At 69.1% G+C, this 18,633-nt stretch carries 15 protein-coding genes; 6 read left to right on the forward strand and 9 right to left on the reverse strand.

The features are described from left to right. The 3 genes from CCR79_RS01900 to CCR79_RS01910 all read left to right on the forward strand — a co-directional run. Positions 1–1,316, forward strand: a 1,316-nt coding sequence (locus tag CCR79_RS01900; RefSeq protein WP_201168121.1) for a tetratricopeptide repeat protein, incomplete at its 5' end; no start/stop codon positions are given. Beyond that, positions 1,306–2,904 carry a FecR family protein gene (locus CCR79_RS01905; protein ID WP_201168122.1) on the forward strand — a complete coding sequence of 533 codons (1,599 nt, stop codon included), beginning with the start codon at positions 1,306–1,308 and terminating at the stop codon, positions 2,902–2,904. The genes CCR79_RS01900 and CCR79_RS01905, both read left to right, overlap by 11 nt. Before the next feature lie 119 nt (positions 2,905–3,023). Then, complete coding sequence (locus tag CCR79_RS01910) at positions 3,024–3,776, forward strand: proteasome-type protease (RefSeq protein WP_201168123.1); 753 nt, start codon at positions 3,024–3,026, stop codon at positions 3,774–3,776. Here the strand turns inward: CCR79_RS01910 and CCR79_RS01915 are convergent. From CCR79_RS01915 to CCR79_RS01930, 4 genes are all read right to left on the reverse strand, one after another. Continuing rightward, a complete protein-coding gene (locus CCR79_RS01915; protein ID WP_201168124.1) occupies positions 3,728–4,765 on the reverse strand; it encodes a zinc-binding metallopeptidase family protein in 1,038 nt (345 codons plus the stop codon). The genes CCR79_RS01910 and CCR79_RS01915 overlap by 49 nt on opposite strands. Before the next feature lie 3 nt (positions 4,766–4,768). Then, positions 4,769–5,701, reverse strand: a complete 933-nt coding sequence (locus CCR79_RS01920) for an alpha-E domain-containing protein (protein ID WP_201168125.1) — start codon at positions 5,699–5,701, stop codon at positions 4,769–4,771. Next, positions 5,701–7,167 (reverse strand): circularly permuted type 2 ATP-grasp protein, encoded by a 1,467-nt coding sequence (locus CCR79_RS01925; RefSeq protein WP_201168126.1) that lies wholly within the window; start codon positions 7,165–7,167, stop codon positions 5,701–5,703. The genes CCR79_RS01920 and CCR79_RS01925 overlap by 1 nt, the downstream gene beginning before the upstream one ends. 66 nt (positions 7,168–7,233) lie before the next feature. Further along, on the reverse strand, positions 7,234–8,733 hold the full coding sequence (locus tag CCR79_RS01930; protein WP_201168128.1) for a protein adenylyltransferase SelO: 1,500 nt from the start codon (positions 8,731–8,733) through the stop codon (positions 7,234–7,236). A gap of 368 nt (positions 8,734–9,101) precedes the next feature. Here CCR79_RS01930 and CCR79_RS01935 point away from each other — a divergent pair, with 368 nt between their 5' ends. Both CCR79_RS01935 and CCR79_RS01940 read left to right on the forward strand, forming a co-directional pair. Then, positions 9,102–10,508, forward strand: coding sequence for a sensor domain-containing diguanylate cyclase (locus tag CCR79_RS01935; protein ID WP_201168130.1), 1,407 nt, complete (start codon positions 9,102–9,104; stop codon positions 10,506–10,508). Then, positions 10,483–11,601, forward strand: a complete 1,119-nt coding sequence (locus CCR79_RS01940) for a PilT/PilU family type 4a pilus ATPase (RefSeq protein WP_201168182.1) — start codon at positions 10,483–10,485, stop codon at positions 11,599–11,601. The genes CCR79_RS01935 and CCR79_RS01940 overlap by 26 nt, the downstream gene beginning before the upstream one ends. Positions 11,602–11,637: 36 nt before the next feature. Here the strand turns inward: CCR79_RS01940 and CCR79_RS01945 are convergent, their stop codons facing one another. From CCR79_RS01945 to CCR79_RS01965, 5 genes are all read right to left on the reverse strand, one after another. After that, a complete protein-coding gene (locus tag CCR79_RS01945) occupies positions 11,638–13,032 on the reverse strand; it encodes a malonyl-CoA decarboxylase (protein WP_201168133.1) in 1,395 nt (464 codons plus the stop codon). A gap of 4 nt (positions 13,033–13,036) precedes the next feature. Further along, positions 13,037–14,347 carry a TRAP transporter large permease gene (locus CCR79_RS01950; protein WP_201168135.1) on the reverse strand — a complete coding sequence of 437 codons (1,311 nt, stop codon included), beginning with the start codon at positions 14,345–14,347 and terminating at the stop codon, positions 13,037–13,039. Between the two features lie 30 nt (positions 14,348–14,377). Further along, the gene (locus tag CCR79_RS01955; protein WP_201168138.1) at positions 14,378–14,905 is read right to left on the reverse strand and encodes a TRAP transporter small permease; all 528 of its coding nucleotides are present in this window, start codon (positions 14,903–14,905) and stop codon (positions 14,378–14,380) included. 92 nt (positions 14,906–14,997) lie between these two features. Next, positions 14,998–16,023, reverse strand: a complete 1,026-nt coding sequence (dctP, locus tag CCR79_RS01960; protein ID WP_201168141.1) for a TRAP transporter substrate-binding protein DctP — start codon at positions 16,021–16,023, stop codon at positions 14,998–15,000. 163 nt (positions 16,024–16,186) lie between these two features. Then, positions 16,187–16,843, reverse strand: coding sequence for a GntR family transcriptional regulator (locus tag CCR79_RS01965; protein ID WP_201168143.1), 657 nt, complete (start codon positions 16,841–16,843; stop codon positions 16,187–16,189). A 148-nt stretch (positions 16,844–16,991) separates the two neighbouring features. Here CCR79_RS01965 and CCR79_RS01970 point away from each other — a divergent pair, with 148 nt between their 5' ends. Next, a complete protein-coding gene (locus CCR79_RS01970) occupies positions 16,992–18,530 on the forward strand; it encodes an AMP-binding protein (protein ID WP_201168145.1) in 1,539 nt (512 codons plus the stop codon). Positions 18,531–18,633: the final 103 nt, after the last annotated feature.

The following is an 18,633-nucleotide window of genomic DNA, read 5'->3' on the forward strand; positions in this document are numbered from 1 at the left end:
CCCTGCGTCCCGAGACGCCGCATGCCGAGCCGCCCGCACCACCGACTCCGGCAACTGCGCCGCCGGCCCGCCAGGTGGCCCGGGATATACGGCTTGCCGTCGAGGCGGAAGACTACGAGCAGGCGGTCGCCCTGTCCCGGGACCACGAAGCGCTGACCGGGGTCCCGGTGTACGACTTCGAGGCTGGGCGGGCCTACCTGCGCAGCGGGGATATCGACGAGGCGGTGGTGCACTTCGACCGGGCCGTCATGGTGGCCCCGGATGCGCCACGCTACCGGCTGGAGTACGCCCGCGCCCTGTTCGCCGCGGAAGACCATGCGGCCTCGCAGCGCCAATTCAAGCGGGTCCTGGAGACCGAAGAGGTGCCCGAGCCGGTGGCGCAGAATATTCAACGGTTTCTTGAGGCCATCGATGCCCGCCTGACCTCGCGCCGTCCGGAGACCCGCGCGCAGGCGGCGATCGCGGCCGGCTACGACTCCAACCCACTCTACTCCGCCGACGACGAGTTCCTCTTTCTCGGCTTCTTCCCGGTCGACTTCGAGCGCGAGTCCGACACCTTCCTCGACACCCGGGCCCGGGTCGAGCACCGCCGGCCGCGGACCCGCACCAGCAGCTACCAGTACCTGGGCGAGATCGAACACCGCCACCACAGCGACGTCAGCGCCGCCGACCAGACCGAGGCACGATTGCGCGGTGGACTGGCGTTCGAGGGTTCCGAGGGCCGCTCCTATCGGGTGCCACTGGAACTGCGGCACACGAGGCTCGATGGCGACTCGTTCCGCACTCGACTCGCCTTCGCCCCCGAGGCCGTCCTGCCCCGGGGGCCGACCCGGCAGCTGCGGGTGCAGGGGCAGCTGGCCTACGCCGACTACGACAACGACGACCGCGATGCGCTCACCCTGGGCGCCTCGGCCACCTCGCTGCACGTGCTCGATCCGCAGAGCGCACTGCTGTTCTACGCCGGAGTCGCCACTTCGTACGATGCCGCCGACGAGGACGAGTTCACCAAGGCCCGTGCCGGCGGCTTTCTGGGCCTCCAGCGGGCCTTCTTCGAGGACACCACGGCCAGCGTGACCGCCACCGCCTCCCACGAGCGCGCCCGGGAGGCCCGCTCCACCCTGGCGGCCTTCCCCGACGAGGACAACGGCGCCGAACGCGCCACCACTTACGAACTGCGGGGCGCACTGGCCCACCCCCTGGGGGACTCCGGGTTCACCGCCTTCACCGAGGGCGCCGTGCGCGAGAAGCAGTCGAACATCGATCTGTTCGAGTTCACCCAGCGCGAGATCTTCGCCGGAGTGCGCTATGACTACTGAGCCGCACCGCCCCGCTCCTGCCTGGGCTCTCGCCGCACTGCTCAGCGGCACCGCGACGCTTGCACCGCTGGCGGTTGCGGCCGAAGAGCGCATCGGCATCGTCCTCGCCAACCGCGGCGACCCGGTGCTGATCCGCGACGGCGAGGAACAATCCGTCGGACGCCGGGACGAGATCCGCGCCGGCGACCGGCTGCGGACCGACGAGCGCTCCCGACTGCAGATGCGCCTTGAGGACGGCCAGACCCTAAGCCTGACCGAAAACACCGAGCTGCACATCGAGGCCTATGCGTTCGACGAGGAGAGCGGCACCGGCGAAAGCCGCAAGAGCCTGATCGAGGGCGGACTGCGGGCCATCACCGGTCAGATCAGTGGCGAAGGCGACTACACCATCGAGACCGAGGTGGCGACCATCGGCATCCGCGGAACCATCTTCGAGCTCGCCCACGGCGACGGCGGCACCGCCGGCGGCACGCCCCGCGGCCGGGGCTTCGCCGAGAACCGCGGCGATGAACGCTCCCGGGTCAACACCGGCGACGACGCCCCCGTCGACTACTTCCGGGTGATCGACCCCGACCTGCCCCCGGAGGCCTTGAGCGAGCGCCCCGCCGAGCTGGACGCCCTGGATGAGCCCGCTGAAGCCCCTGCAGACGACGCCGAGGAAACGGAGGACGAGGCGGCCGCTGCGCCACCTGGCGATGAGGACACCGAGCCGACCGAGGACGGCGGCGCGCTGGCCGCGGCAGAAGACGAGTCGGAAGACATCTCCGAGACGTCCAGCGAGGATCTATCCACCACGACCGAAACGGACCGTGATGCGCTCAGCGGCATAGACGCGGATACGGCGTCAGCCCGTCAGGAGCAGGAGTACGAGCAGACCATCTCGGATCAGGAGCAAACCTCCCCGGATGCCGACGACTCCGGTTTGGTGGGCATCGCCCCGGGTGACCCTTTCTTCTTCATTGAGGGGGATGCGGTGGCAGCCGACGCCCCGAGTATGAGCGATCTGAGTCTTGAAGAGCGGGAGAGAACGGAACTAGACGATTCCCCCGAAGACAATGGCCAAGAAACCGACTCGTCCGTGCAGGAGATCACCGCGCCAAAAACTGGGACATGGGGAACATGGAACGACGGCGAGGTGGAAGGCCCATATATCCGGGGGGACGCCTATCTCGACACCGTTGATGAAGATCTGGACCTAACCGCCGTCTACGATCCTGGGCAGCAATTGCAAGGCGGTGTCTTTCTAAGTCCAGACCAAGGAGCATGGCTTGATGGCTCTGTAGCCATCTCCGCCGAAGACCAGACCGTCACGCTGGAAACATTCCAAGTCCATCAAATCACCTCCGACGGCACTTGGACCTGGCATACCGATGAGACGGAGACAAACCTCTTTGAGCTGGCCGAGGGCATCGAAGTTGAAGGAGGTATCTTTATCTTGGAAGAGCGGGCGGACGATTTCACCGGCGACCTCGCCGCCATGCTCTCGGAGGCCGACGACATCATCGAGCTGCTCGGCGCTTTCGACTTCGAGGCCGATAACAACGACTGGGCCGTAGACGGTGTCTTCTTCCTGGAGCTGGACGAGTGATGATCGCCCGCTCGGACAACCGCGCCCCACCCGGCGATGCGGGCGCGGCGCGCCCGGATGAATCGACCTACACCGGACGCGTTGTGGTCCGCCGCCCCCGCTGCTACGGTCCGTAGGGTATGACCTACTGCCTCGCCATCGCGGTGGATGAGGGCCTGGTCTTCGCATCGGACAGCCGCACCCACGCCGGCGTCGACCAGGTCAGCACCTACAGCAAGATGTTCGCGTACGCCCGGCCGGGCGAGCGCAATCTTGTCGTGCTCTCCGCCGGCAACCTGGCCACGACCCAGGCGGTAGTCCGTCGGCTCAACCGCGACTGGCAATCCGGCGCTGAGCCCTCGCTGGCCACCGCGGCCACGCTCGAGGACGCCGCCGAGTACCTCGGCGAGGTCAGCGTCGAGCTGCAGCGGCGCACCGTGGAGCAGTCGGGCCAGCAGACCGGCCTGGCCGTGGAGGCAACCTTTCTGATCGGCGGCCAGATCCAGGGGCAGGCGCCGGGGATCTACATGGTCTATCCCCAGGGCAACTTCATCACCGCCTCACCGCTGCACCCGTTCCTGCAGATCGGCGAGACCAAGTACGGCAAGCCGATCCTCGACCGCATCGTCTCCGAACGGCTGGAACTGGACCGGGCGGCAACCTGTGCGCTGATCTCCATCGATTCGACCATGCGCAGCAATCTCTCCGTGGGCCCGCCCGTGGAGCTGCTCACCTACCGTCGGGACAGCCTCGAACCCGGCCACTACCGCGCCTTCCAGCCAGACGACCCCTACTTCGCGGGACTGCGCGAGGCCTGGCGCGACGGCCTGCAGCAGCTGTTCGATCAGCTCCCCGCACCGCCGCTGGACCCGGCCGACTCCACCACCTGCTGAATGAAGCGCAGCTTCTCGGCCACCGGCGCGGTGACCTTGAAGGGATAGGGGTCGCGCTGCCCCAGGCTGCGCGCCAGGGCGTTGAGCGCCTCGCTGAGTTCGTGCCAGCGTTCCAGTAGCCGCTCGATGTCCTCGCCCGGCTGCGGCAGGCCGGTGAGCTGATAGACCCCGGCGGTCTCCAGGGCGTCGGTGATGTGCAGGAAGTGGGCCCAGCTCTCGGCCCAGTCCTCCCAGGGGTGCGAGGCGGCGTAGGCACTGATGTGCCGCACGGCCCAATCCGGCCCCTGGGGGCCATGCTGGTAGTAGCGCTGCAGCGCTTGCTCGTAGGGCTCACGCTCGTCGCCGAATAGCTCGCGGAAGCGCTCCTGCCACGGCGAGCCCTCGATCAGCCGCATCCAGTAGTAGTGGCCGATCTCGTGGCGCATGTGCCCGAGCAGCGTACGGTAGGCCTCGCCGAGGGCGATGCGCGTACGCTCGCGGTGGATCTCGTCGGCCTCGGCGACGTTGATAGTGATCCGCCCCCCGGCGTGGCCGGTGATGATCTGCTGCGGCCCCTCGGGGGTGTCGGCATCGGCCAGGAACTGAAAGACCAGGCCGCGCTGCGGATCCTGCCAGCGATCGGCCAGAGGCAGGCCCAGGCGCAGCAGATCCGTGATCAGGTAGCGCTTGGCCGCCTCCAGCCGCCCCCAGTAGATGCGATTGAGCTCGTTATCCAGGTCGGGGATGGTATCCGTCAGGCGGCAGGCCAAGCACAGGGCGTCGCCGCTTTCCGCGGGCACCAGCCAGTCGCAGCTGGCAGCGGCCACGTTGGCGCAGTTGCGGTAGCGCTGCCGCCCGCCGCCGGCGGCCCGCCACAACCCGTCGGCGCCGGCATCCAGGGCAACCACGGCGCGGCGCCGCGGATCGAACCCCAGCGCCCGCTCGCAGCTCAGGCAGCGGGTATTGCCGAAGTGCAGCCGGTTGCCGCAGGCGCAGTGGAAGAGGCGCATGGCTCAGCCGTCCGAGAAGTAGGTCTCACCCAGGCTGTCATGGACCTGGCTCAGATCAACCTGCAGGGCGTCCAGCCGCCGGTGCAGCGCCCCGGCATCCAGCGGGACTTCCACCGGGGCGGTGGCGCGGCGCTCGGCGGCGGCGAGCAGCCGGCACGGGGCCTCGGGGTGCGGGAGTTCTTCCAGCGCCCGCTCCATGCGCTGGGTGCAGAAGCGCACCGAGCGCGGGAAACGGTCATCGCGCAACAGGAAGTCGACCACCGCCGGCCCCTGGATCCCCGGGCCGCGCTGCTGCCGGAACTGGCTGTAGCCGCCCAGGTAGCGGAGCATGTTCATCCACACCGCGTCGTCCCAGGTCGGCGGGTGGTCGTCCTCGTCCCGCGGCAGCGTCGCCGCCCGCACGTCGATGGTGCGGGTGGTCATGTCGGCCCGCTCCAGATGCCGGCCGAGCATCAGGAACTGGTAAGTCGGCCCGCGGGAGAGCGTACCCTCGATCACCCCGCTGATCCCCTGGGCGTACTCGATCACCCCGCGCAGGTAGTCGAAGCGGTGGGCCCGCTCCACCGCCGTACCGGCGCCACGGTGGGTGTGGAAATAGAGCTGGTTGATGCGCTCGCGCAGCTCGTCGGGGAGCAGATCGCGCACGGTGCGGGCGTTTTCGCGCACCCGGGCGATGGCCGCGTGGATGGAGCTCGGGTGCTCCGAGGCCGGGATGAGCTGCACCATGGCGGCCCGCTCCGGGGTGAGGTTCGGGTCGCAGTGCGCGGCGGCCTCGGGCCCGCCAAGGACCTCGATCAGCGCCCGCCAGTCGATGCGCACCGCGTGGGGCTGATCCAGCGCCAGATGGGTGCCCGTACTGATCAGCCGCGCGGTGTTCTCGGCGCGTTCCAGGTAGCGGGCCATCCAGTAGACGTGTTCGGCCAGGCGCGAAAGCATCAGCCGCCCTCCTGCTCGTCGGACCTCACATCGACCACCCAGGTGTCCTTGCTGCTGCCGCCCTGAGAAGAGTTGACCACCAGCGAGTCGCGGGCGTTGGAGACACGGCTGAGTCCGCCGGTGGTCACGTGCTGCCGCGCCGCCTGGAGAACGAAGGGGCGCAGGTCGACGTGGCGCGGCTCCAGGTGTTCGCCGTTGAACGTGGGCACCGTGGACAGGCTGAGCGTCGGCTGCGCGATGAAGTTGGCCGGATCGCGGCAGATCTGCTCGGCAAAGGCGCTGCGCGTGGCGGGATCGGCGTGGGGGCCGATGAGCATGCCATAGCCGCCGGACTCGTTGGCCGGCTTGACCACCAACTCGTCCAGATGGTCGAGCACATAGGCCCGCTCGTCTTCGAACAGGCAGCGCCAGGTGGGGACATTGGCCAGCAGCGGCGCCTCGTCCAGGTAGTAACGGATCAGCTCCGGCACGAAGGAGTAGACCGCCTTGTTATCCGCCACGCCGGCCCCCGGGGCATTGGCAATGGCCACCCGCCCTGCCCGCCAGGCCCGCATGAGCCCGCGCACCCCCAGGGCCGAGTCCGGGCGGAAGACCTCCGGGTCGAGGAAGTCGTCATCGATGCGCCGGTAGATCACGTGCACGCGCACCGGGCCGTAGATGGTGCGCATGTAGACGCAGTCGTCCTCGCCGACGAACAGATCCCGCCCCTCCACCAGCTCGATGCCCATCTGCTGCGCCAGGTAGGTGTGCTCGAAGTAGGCGGCGTTGTAGACGCCCGGGGTGAGCAGCACCACCTCGGGGTTGTCGGCGTCGGCCGGGGCCAGGCTGATCAGGGCGTCGAGCAGCTGCCCGGGGTAGTGGTCCAGCGGCCGGATGCCGGAGCCCTCGAACGGCTCGGGGAAGACCTGCTTCATCACCTCGCGGTTCTCCAGCATGTACGACACGCCGGAGGGGACGCGGAGGTTGTCCTCCAGGACGTAGAGGGTCCCGTCGCGGTCGCGCACCAAATCGGTGCCACAAATGTGGGCCCATGCACCATAAGGGAGCTTCAGGCCCTGGCACTGCGGCCGGAAGTTGCGGGACTGCTCGAGGATCTCGCGGGGCAGGATGCCGTCCCGGATCACCGCCTGCTCGTTGTAGAGATCCTCGATCAGGCGGTTGAGGGCGGTAAGCCGCTGCTTGAGCCCGGCCTCGATCCGCCCCCACTCGCGGGCGTCCACCACGCGGGGGATGACGTCCAGGGGCCAGGCGCGGTCGATGTTCTCGCCGTCGCTGTAGACGGTGAAAGTCACGCCCTTATCGCGGATGAAGGCGTCCACCGCCCGCATGCGCTCGGCCAGGTCGTCCTCGCAGATCGAGCTCAGGTACTCGAACAGCAACCGCGCCGCCGGGCGCGGCCGGCCATCGGGCTGCAGCAGCTCGTCGTAACGCTGATCGGTGTCGAAGCCTTGGAATCGGGGTGCCATTGGGGAGCTCCTCTCTCGCCCTCCCTTAGCTAAGCACACACCGTGCCAGGCTTCCCACCCGGGCGTTCAAGTCCCGCAGAAGGTGCGCACCACCGCCTGCCCCATCTCCGGGGGCCGGGCCAGATCGGCGTGCTCCGGCTGATCCGACCACGGATCGGCGAGCACCCCGAGCAACCGTTCCATGGGGGCGAAGTCCAGTCGCTCGGTGGCGGCGTCCACGGCCCACTGCGCCAGGTGATTGCGCAGGACGAACGCCGGATTGACGGCGCGCATGGCCGCGCGGCGCTCGGCATCGCTGCGCCGCTCCGCCATCAGCCGCGCCCGCCAGGCCGACAGCCACGCATCCGCCGCCTGCGGATCCCGGAACCCCTGCCGGAACCCATCATCCCCGCGCGCATCGGTCCCGTCCAGCTCGCCGAGCCGCCGGAAGGTCAGGGTCCAGTCGGCCCCTTCCGCCGCCATACGCCGGAGCAGGTCGTGGACCAGATCATCGTCGCCGGGGCGCGCCTCGGCCAGACCGATCTTCGCCCGCAACCCGGCGCGATGGACCGCCTCAAAGTGCGGCCGGTAGCGGCTCAGGATCTCGCGGGCGCGATCCAGGGCGCTGTCCGGGTCGTCGTCGAGCAGCAGCAGCAGCGCCTCGGCCAGGCGCGCCAGATTCCACTCGCCGATGGCCGGCTGCTGATCGAAGGCGTAGCGCCCGAAGTGGTCGATGGAGCTGTAGACGGTGCCTGGATCGAAGGCGTCGAGGAAGCCGAAGGGCCCGTAATCGATGGTCTCGCCGGCCACCGAGAGGTTGTCGGTGTTCATCACGCCGTGGATGAACCCGACGTGCATCCAGCCGGCAATCAGCTCCGCGGTGGCAGTGGCCACCGCCTCGAGCAGCGCCTGATAAGGCTGCGGTGCCCAAGTGCAGTGTGGATAGTGGCGGACCAGGACGTAGTCGGCCAGCCGCCGCACGGCCGCCTGGTCACCGCGCCGGGCGAAGTACTCGAAGGTCCCCACGCGCACGTGGCTCGACGCCACCCGGGTGAGGACCCCGCCAGGCTCCGGGCTGTGGCGCCAGACGGTTTCGCCGGTGGCCACCGCCGCCAGGGTGCGGGTGGTGGGGATGCCGAGGGCGGCCATCGCCTCGCTGGCCAGGTACTCCCGCACCACCGGGCCGATGGGCGCGCGCCCGTCGCCGCCGCGGGAGAACGGCGTCGGTCCGGCGCCCTTGAGCTGGATATCGCGCCGAACGCCGTCGACATCGATCAGCTCGCCGAGGAGCAGCGCCCGGCCGTCGCCGAGCTGCGGGACGAAGTGCCCGAACTGATGCCCCGCGTAGGCCTGGGCAACGGGATCCGCCCCGGCGGGCACCCGATTGCCGGCGAATACCGCCAGCCCCGCCTCACCCGCCAGCGACTGGGGGTCGAGCCCGAGCTGCCGGGCCAGCGGGCGATTAAGCCGCACCCACTGCGGCCGCGCCACCGGGGTCGGCCCGAGCCGGGCATGGAAGCGATCGGGCAGCGCGGCGTAGGTCGCCTCCCAAGGCAGGCTGTCGATCTCGCTGAGCGGTGGACGCACGGCACCACCCCGCAATCCGCTGATTGGGATTCCATGATGCCGCGATGACGGCGCGCATTCGGCCCACCCGGCGTCCGGGAAAACCGGCCCCGCCGATGGAACCGCTCCGGCCCGCCGGCTCCGGGCTGCCCACGGCCATTCCTTCGGCCGGCGCGCCGCACCGGCCAACCAACAAGGAATCGAGCGGACATGGTATCTTGAATACCCAGAAGAAAAGGCAGGCTTTCGCGCCTGGGTGGCGACGGGGCTCCCGCGGTGGACGCCGGGCCGGTGCTGGCTTACGGTAGATGCCACGGGCAACCCCCGGGACAGGCAGGGATTGCGCCCCCCCAGCGCGGCTGCCGCGGGCTCAAGATCGGGTAGTTTGAATGGCGCCAGACGATAGCCGCGCAGACAAGGACGACGCCCAGCGACTGATCCGCCGGGCCCTGGAGGCGCTCCAGGGCGCGTTCACCGTTTCTCCGGTGCCAACCGGCGGCGATGAGGACCAGGCGCGCCTGGCCCTGCCGGCGCTGGTGCTGGCCACGGAGGCGGCGGCCATCGCCGTGCTCGACGAGCGCGGCGGGATCATCTTCGCCAACCCTAAGGCGCGGCAGCTCCTCGATCTCAACCACACCACCCCGCCCGGCGACGATCGGGCCCCGGATCCGCCGTCGGAACTGCTCGCCTTCCGCCTGGTGGCGATCACCGGCACGCCGCTGTTCGACGCCCGCTGCGAGATCCACACCGCCGAGCGCGGCCGCCACGTCCTCTCGGTCAATGCCGCCCCCCTACCGGACAGCGGGAACGGGCCGCCGCTGGTGGCCCTGGCCATGACCGACCTCACGGGGCAGTACGACTACTACGAGCACGCCCTGCGCGAGAGCGAACAGCGCCTGAAACTGGCCACCGAGGCCGCCGGGCTCGGCGTCTGGGAGTACGACCTGAAAACCGATACCTACCACTGGGACGAGCGCATGATGGCCATCTACGGCCTGGATGAATCGCAGCGGCCGGTCACCTACCAGGACTGGCTGGCCCTGCTGGTCCCGGAGCACCAGGACCGGCTGCATGCAGCGAGCAGCCCCGGCGCCGGGCGCGGCGAACGCCGCGAGATCGAGTTCCGCATCCGCCGTCCCGACGGTGAGCAGCGCCACATCCGCGCCGTCTGGCAGGGCATCGAGGATCCGCACGGGCGGACCCAGCGGCTGGTGGGCACCAACGAGGACATCACCGAGCAGCGCGAGCTGCAGAGCGAGCTGGAGTACCGGGCCGCCCACGACCCGCTCACCGACCTGTTCAACCGGGCCAAGATCCAGCAACTGCTGCGCGCCGCCCAGGCCGCCTTCACCCGGCACGGTACGCCATTCGCCGTGCTGCTGTTCGATGTGGATCACTTCAAGCGCGTCAACGACCGCTACGGCCACGGCGCCGGCGACGCCGTCCTCTGGGAGATGGCCCGGCGCATCGAGAGCGTCCTGCGCGAGACCGACCACATGGGCCGCTGGGGCGGCGAGGAGTTCCTGGTCCTGGCCAGCCAGACCGACGAGGCAGGCGCCAAGACCCTGGCCGAGCGCATCCGCCGCCAGGTGGCCCAAACGCCCTTCGAGGGCGTGGGCACGGTCACGGTCAGCCTCGGGGTGGCCGCGGCCGAGGCCGGCACCTCCCTAGAGACCCTTGAACAGCGCGCCGACCGCGCGCTCTACGCCGCCAAGCACAACGGCCGCAACCAGTCCGTCCGCTACTCCCGGCTCCCGGAGACCGCCGATGATGGGCCTGCAGCCCCTGCTCGATGAGGCGGTCGCCCGCCGCGCCTCGGACCTGTTCCTGACCGTCGGGGCGCCGCCGGCGCTGAAGATCGACGGCACCGTCACCGCGCTTGAGGCCGACACGCTGGACTCCGCCGCAGTCCGCGAGCTGGTCGCCGAGACCCTCAGCGACACACAACAGGCGGAGCTGGCACAGACCCGCGAAGCCAATTTCGCCATCGTCACCGAGACCGGCGCCCGCTTCCGGGTCAGCGCCTTCTACCAGCGCGGCGAGCCCGGCCTGGTCATCCGGCGCATCGAGACCGCCATCCCCACCCTGGACGACCTCGCCCTGCCCGGCGTGCTGCGCGAACTGGCCACGCGCAAGCGCGGGCTCATCCTCTTCGTCGGGGGGACCGGCACGGGCAAGTCCACCTCCCTGGCCGCCATGATCAACGAGCGCAACGCGGCCGCCCCGGGGCACATCCTCACCGTCGAGGATCCGGTGGAGTTCGTCCACCCGCACCGGCAGTGCCTGGTCACCCAGCGCGAAGTCGGGGTGGACACTGCGGACTTCGAGACGGCCCTGCGCAATGCCCTGCGCCAGGCCCCGGACGCCATCCTCATCGGCGAGGTGCGCTCCCGCGAGGTGATGGACTACGCCGTCGCCTTCGCCGAGACCGGTCACCTGACCCTGGCCACCCTGCACGCCAACAACGCCAACCAGGCCCTGGATCGGATCATCAACTTCTTCCCCGCCGACCGGCGCGAGCAGCTGCTCATGGACCTGTCGCTGAACCTGCAGGCGATCGTTGCGCAGCAGCTGATCCCCGCCGCCGACGGCCAAGGCCGCGTGGCGGCGCTGGAGATCCTGCTCAACACCCCGCTGGCCCAGGAGCGCATCCGCAACGGCGAGATCGACACCCTCAAGGCCACCATGGCGGCCTCCGAGGAAGCCGGCATGCAGACCTTCGACCATCACCTGTATCAGCTCTACACCGAGGGCCGGATCCGCTACGAGGACGCCCTCGCCCACGCCGACTCGGCCAACGAGGTACGCTTGCGGGTGAAGCTCGAAGGGGAGGAGGACGGCACCGACGCGACGCCGTCGGGCGGGAGCGGGCTACGGTTGCGCAGCTGAGCCACCGCCCCGCCGCCGCCCCCGGCAGCGCCCGGGTTATCCCGAAGCACGGTCGCGGCGCGCCCCCTCGATCTCCTTCTGCCGCTTCGCCAGGCGCCGGGCGAGGACCACCTCGCCGGTACGCACGAAGTGCTCGTGGTTGGCCTCCACGTCCTCGCGGATATAACGGTAGTTCACCATCAGGCCGTAGGACTCGCGCAGCCGCGCCGCCGAATCATCGGCGAAGGGATTGACCTGCTCCAGCCGGGCCCCGTTGCTCAGGTGGAAGCGGGCCACCGGATCGGCCACCGTGCCCCGGCGCTTGACCCGGGTCAGGTAGGCCCGGGCGACTCGCTCCAGGGGGGCGGCCAGCACCGCCTCGTGTCCGTGGGGTTCGGCCAGCAGCCGCCGGAAGGCCGCGACCGTATCGCCCTCGCCCGCAGCCTTGTGCAGACGGTCGCGGTCGTCCGCCAGCAGCTGTTCCAGCCAGGCGCGATCGATCGCCGGCTCCGTACCGTCGCCCCCCTCCAGCGCCCTGGCGAGCCCGGGCACCGGCGAGAGCGTGACGAACCGCTCCACCTGCGGGAACTCCGCAGCCAGCTCCTCCATAACCTGCTTGAGCAGGAAGTTGCCGAAGGAGATGCCGCGCAGCCCGAACTGGCAATTGCTGATGGAGAAGAAGACCGCGGTGTCGGCCTGGGCGGGATCGGCAACCGGCTCCTCCGGCGAGAGCAGGGGCCCCGTGCGTTCCGGGATTCCCTGGACCAGCCCCACCTCGACGAAGATCAACGGCTCGCCGGGCAGGGCCGGATGGAAGAAGCCGAAGCAGCGCCGGTCGCCTGCCAGGCGCCGGCGCAGATCCTCCCAGCCCTGGATGGCGTGGACCGATTCGTACTTGATCAGCTTCTCGAGCAGCCGCGCCGAGCTGTCCCAGTCGATACGCTGCAGCTGCAGGAACCCCGGATTGAACCAGGAGCTGAGCAGATGCCGCAGGTCCTCATCCACCGGCCGCAGGCCCGGGTCCTCGCGGAGCCTCTCGAGCAGGTGCTCGCGCAGGGCCACCAGCACCCGCGTTCCATCGGGCGCTCGGTTCAGCCGGCGGAAGAGCTCCTGGCGCGGCGGCTCGGCCACGCGCTTGAGCGCATCGAGACCGTCCCGGCCGCCGCTCTGCCGGTAGCGTTCCGCCACCTCGCGGACCTGATCGGCATCGCACTCGAACTCGTCGCGCAGCGCCTGCAGAAAGTTCCCGGTACCTTCCGGATCGAGGCGTTCCAGACCGCGGACCACCTCCCGGGCCAGCGCCGCGCCGCTGGCCTCGCCCCGGCTGGTTAGCAGCTCCCGGCAGTGATCCGCCAGTTGCCGACTGGTCTTCGCACCGCCCTTGACCCGCGAGAGCCGCAGCCCCCGATCGGCTACCGAATCCACCAGACGATTCCACCAGGCTGTCTTCATGGCGTCACCCCATCAGTGCGTCGGGCAATCCCGTGGCAATGGCCGGGAAGATGGAAATGATCACGATGGCCAGGAGCATCAGCAGCATGAACGGCAATGCCCCGCGCAGGATCGCCCCAAGCCGCACGTCCGGTGCGATCCCCTTGAGCACGAAGAGGTTCAGCCCCACGGGCGGGGTGATCAGGCCGATCTCCAGGTTGATGGTCATGATGATCCCGAACCAGATCGGATCGAAGCCGGCCTCCAGGACCATCGGCAGCAGGATCGGGGCGGTCATCGGGATCACCGCCACCGGCGGCAGGAAGAGCCCGGCGATGAGCAGGAAGACATTGATCACTGCCATCAGCGTCCACGGATTGACGTCCAGGGCGGCCACGGCCGCCGCCGCGGCCTGCGGGACGTGGAGCGAGGAGAGCATGAAGCCGAACAAACCGGCGCAGCCGATGATCATCATGATCATCACCGAATCGCGCATGGCCGAATGGACGATGCCCCACCACGCCCGCGGCCGCCAGATCCGGTAGAGCACCACGACCATCAGGATCGCTGCCACGGCACCGACCCCGGCCGCCTCCGACGGGGTCGCCACCCCGCCGTAGAGCGCCCACATGATGAAGACGATGATCAGAAAGAACGGGATCAGCTTGGGCAGCTTGGCGAAGCGGTCCTTCCAGGAGTAGTGGATGTCGCTCTCCAGCCGGGCTAGCGTCCCGGAACGCCAGGCGACGAAGACCGCCCACATCGAGAAGAGGACGATCAGCAGAATCCCGGGCAGGATCCCGGCCAGGAAGAGGCGGCCGATGGAGGTCTCCGTCGCCACGCCGTAGATGATCATGGTGACACTCGGCGGGATCAGGATGCCCAGCGTCGAGCCGGCGCCGATGGCCCCGGTGGTCAACCCCTCGGGGTAACCGCGACGGCGCAGCTCCGGGATGCCCATCCGGCCGATGGCGGCACAGGTCGCCGGCGACGACCCGTTCAGCGCGGAGAACAGACCACAGGCCCCGATGTTCGAGACCACCAGCCCGCCCGGCACCTTGTAGAGCCAACGGTGCAGCGCCTCGTAGACGTCGGCACCAGCCCGCGAGGACGCAATGGCCGCGCCCATCAGGATGAACATGGGGATGGCCACCAGCGTAAACTTGTCCATCGACCCGTAGAGCTGCTCGGCGAGCATTTCCACCGCCCCGACCCCCTCGAAGAAGATCAGGAACGCCGCAGCGGTCAGCCCCAGGGAGAAGGCCACCGGCGTACCGAGCAACAGAAAGACCAGCAACACGGCCAGGATGGCCAGTGCGATCCAGATGACAGTCATGCAGTTCTCCTCCTCGCGGCACTGCCCCGTTTATTGTTCTTTGAGCAGTTGCTCGGCTTCGCTGGGGAAGGGGCGCTCGCGGCCCGTGATGATGGCCGCGGTCTGGGCGATGTACTCCAGGCTCAGCAGCAGCATGCCCACCGGCATGGCCAGGTAGGGGATCCACAGCCGGGGCCCCCAGACGGACATGGAGCGCCACTGCGTCTCGTAGTACTCCAGCCACCAGATGAAGCCGGTCACGAGCAGCAGGACCACAAAGCCGAACCCGAGGGTGTTGGCGACGACCGCCAGGATCCGCTTGCCGCGTGATCCGAGCAGCATGGGCAGCAGATCCATGGTCACGTGGCCGCGCTGCTGCAGCACGTACGGGCTGCCCAGCAGGGTTGCGCCCACAAGCAGGAAGGTCACCAGCTCCGTCTGCCAGTACGTCGATTGATTCAGCCCGTAGCGGACGAAGACCATCTGGCAGACCACCAGAGCGGCCAAGACCAGCATCAGGGAGGCGAGCGTCGCGGCCCCCGCGTTGAGGCCCCGCACCACGCGCAGGAATAGATCCATGGCAGGTTCTCCCGTCACACGGTGGGAAGAGGGGGACGCGCGCACCGTGGCACCGATAGGTACGCGCGTCCCCGCGGCGGTGGGCTCCCGCGTCAGTCGACGCTCAGGGCCTTATCGAGCAGCTCCTGGCCGCGCGGGGTGCTCTCCACGAACTGCGGGAAGGCACTTTCCTCGGCGACGCTGCGCCAGGCCTCGAAGTCGCTGTCGTCCATGAAAGCCACCTCGACGCCCTGCTCGCGGAAGAGCTCGATCATCTCCTGATCCGATTCCTGCGCCGCCTCGTAGGCGAAGGCCTCGGCCTCCTCGCCTGCTTCCAGGAGGACTTGCTGCTGCGCCTCGGTCAGGTCGTTGAACGACGCCTTGGAGATCAGGATCGGCTCGTACATGAACCAGAGCGCGTAATCCCCCGGCGGGGTGACGCACTCGGTCTGCTCGTAGAGCCGGTAGGAGACCCAGCTCGCCGAGCTGGTCAGCGCCGAGTCGAGCACGCCGGTCTGCAGCGCGGTGTAGATCTCGGAGCTCGGCATCGAGTTGATCGACGCCCCCGCGGCCGAGAGCATCGTCTCGAACGACTGCCCGGCACCGCGGATCTGCGCGCCGTCGACGTCCTCCGGGGCCGTGATGCACTGCTCGTTGGACCCGAAACCGCCGGCCAGCCAGGTGTGGGCCAGGACCTTGACGCCGTTGTCCTCCATGACCTCGACGATCTCGTCCATGAATGCGGACTCATTGAGCCGCTGGGCGTGATCGTGATTCTTGACCAGCCCCGGCATCAGGGTCAGGTTGAACTCCGGATGCCGACCACCGGCGTAGGCCAGCGGTAGCGCGGTGATATCGAGACGGCCGCGCGCGATCGCCGGCCACTGCTCACGGGCCCCGTACAGGGACGAGTCGGGGTAGACGCGGATCTCCAGACCGGTATCGGACTCGGCGGCCCGATCCGCGAGGATCTGCACCATCTCATCCCGAAAATCCCCTTGGCCTCCCGGCCACTGGTGGGACGCGGTAAGCCGGACCTCGCTGGCGGCGAGGCTCGAAGAACCAGCCGCGAGGACCGCGGCGGCGGCAGCGGACACGCTCAGTTGCGCAATCCGGCGTTGCGGATGACTGTTTTTCATCGGGACTCCTCCCAAGCGGCATTGGATCGTCGGGATCCGACCGTCGCCGGTGCCCGGTGACCGGGTCTTGTTGTCCGCAGCGACGGCCGGATCGGGTCTCGCTTACTGCTCTCGAATGGCTGGATCCTCCCTTATTGGTGCCTGTCGGTTCGGGGTATCCGGTTCAGTGGCGTTGCCCGCCGCCCACCAGCGTGCGCCCCTGCTCGAGCAGGTGGCCCTTCATGCAGGCGTCCGCCGCCTCGGGATCGCGATCGCGGAACGCCTCCATCAGCTGCCGGTGCTCCCCGAGCGAGGCCTGCAGGCGACCCGGCGTGCGTAGCTGCCGGTGGCGGGCCAAGATCAGGATGCGGCGCAGCTCCGCCGCCACCCGCTGCAGATAGGGGTTGCCGCACAGCTCCTGCAGCCGGGTGTGGAAGCGGTAGTTGTGTTCGTAGTACCGGTCGATATCGCCGTCGGCCGCGGCGGCCTCCAGCTGCTCGTGCAGCTCGAAGAGCTCATCCACCGCCTGCTGATCGATGCGTTCCACGCACTCGCGGGCGATGAGCCCCTCCAGCACGGCCATCACCGGGAACAGGTGGGCCAGATCGTCCTGGGACAGCTCGCGCACACGGCAGCCCCGGTGCGGCTCGAGCGTGACCAGGCCGTCGGCGTCGAGGATCTTCAGCGCCTCGCGGACGGGCGTCCGGCTGACGCCGAGCTCCTCGGCCAGCGCAAGCTCATCCACCCGATCCCCCGGGCTGAGCTCCTGCCGGAAGATCCGTTCCCGCAACAGGTCTGCAACCTGGCTGTACATAGCTTTGGTGCGAAGCGAATTGGCCATGGCCTTGCGTGACTCCCTGGCGTTGGCGGTTTGTAATTATGAATGTAGAATCTATAATGCACGCCGTCAACATGGCGACGAATACGCCACGCAACCGGGGCTCCGGCCACGCCCGGCCCGCCCCGCAAGAAGAAGGCGAGGAGGAGCGATGACCCCGCAACCCACGAGCCATCCGGCCGCTCACAACCTCTACACCACCCTGGCGCAACGGGCCGCGGCGACTCCGTCCAAGCCCTTTTTGATCACGCCGGAGCGCGGAACCTGGACCTACGACGAGGCCTTCGGCCTGGCCGAGCACCTCTCCGCGGTCCTGGAGCAGATCGGGGTCCGGCGCGGCGACCGGGTGGCCGTGCAAGTCGACAAGAGCCCCGAGGCAGTCGCCCTCTACCTCGCCTGCCTGCACGCCGGCGCGGTCTTCCTGCCCCTGAACACCGCCTACAAGCGATCCGAGCTCGCCTTCTTCATCCAGGATGCGGAGCCCCGCCTCGTGGTGGGCGCCCCGGAGCGTGCCGAACTGCTGCGTGGGATCGTCGCCGAGCACCCGGCGACGCGCCTGGAGACCCTCGATGCCGCGGGCGGCGGAAGCCTGCTGGAAGAAGCGGCCGCCGGCATCGGACCGGCCCCCGCCACCGCCGCTGTCCATCCCGACGACCCGGCCAGCATCCTCTACACCTCGGGGACCACCGGCCGCCCCAAGGGCGCGGTGCTCTCCCACCGCAACCTGAGCGCCAACGCCCTGGCGCTGGAGGCCGCCTGGGGGTGGCGCCACGACGACGTGCTCATCCACGCCCTGCCGATCTTCCACGTCCACGGCCTGTTCGTGGCGCTCCACTGCGCCATGCTCGGGGCCTCGACCATCCACTTCCTGCCGCGCTTCGACGCCGGGCAGATCGTTGCCCTGTTGCCCGAAGCGACGGTGCTCATGGGCGTACCGACCTTCTACACCCGGCTCCTTCAGCACGAGGGGCTCACCGCCGAGCAGTGCCGAACCATGCGGCTGTTCGTCGCCGGCTCGGCACCGCTGCAGGAGCAGACCTTCGAGGCGTGGCGGGCACGCACCGGCCACGCGATCCTCGAGCGCTACGGGATGACCGAGACGGGGATGAACCTGTCGAACCCCCTCGACGGGGAGCGTCGGCCGGGTACGGTCGGACGCCCCCTGCCCGGCGTCCGGGCGCGGATCGTCGATGACACGGGCCACGAGGTGCCGCCGGGAACACCCGGCTCCCTGCAGATTCGGGGCCCGAACGTGTTCAACGGTTACTGGCGACTGCCGGAGAAGACCCGCGAGGAGTTCACCGATGATGGCTTCTTCATCACCGGCGACATGGCGCAGGTCAGCAAGGACGGCTACTACGCGATCATCGGCCGCGAGAAGGATCTGATCATCAGCGGCGGCTACAACGTCTACCCCAAGGAGGTGGAGAACGAGCTCGACGCCATGGATGAGGTGCAGGAGTCGGCGGTGGTGGGGCTGGACCACCCGGACCTTGGCGAGGCCGTGACCGCCTTCATCGTCCCCGCCGATGCCAACCGGCCGCCGGCCGGCGAGACCCTGATCCAGCGGCTCAAGGCCGAGCTGGCCGGCTACAAGGTGCCCAAGCAGGTCCACGTGGTCGACGAGCTGCCGCGCAACACCATGGGCAAGGTGCAGAAGAACGTCCTGCGCGAGCAGCACTCCGCCTAGGCCACCGCTGCCGGCTCAGGCGGCGGTGGCAACACCCCCGTCCCTCCCCGCGGGAACACCCCGGCGCGCCATCGGCGCGTCGGGGTGTCCGGCCCGTATTGTC

Origin of the sequence: Halorhodospira halophila (genome assembly GCF_016653405.1) — a bacterium.
Taxonomy (GTDB): Bacteria; Pseudomonadota; Gammaproteobacteria; order Nitrococcales; family Halorhodospiraceae; genus Halorhodospira; species Halorhodospira halophila_A.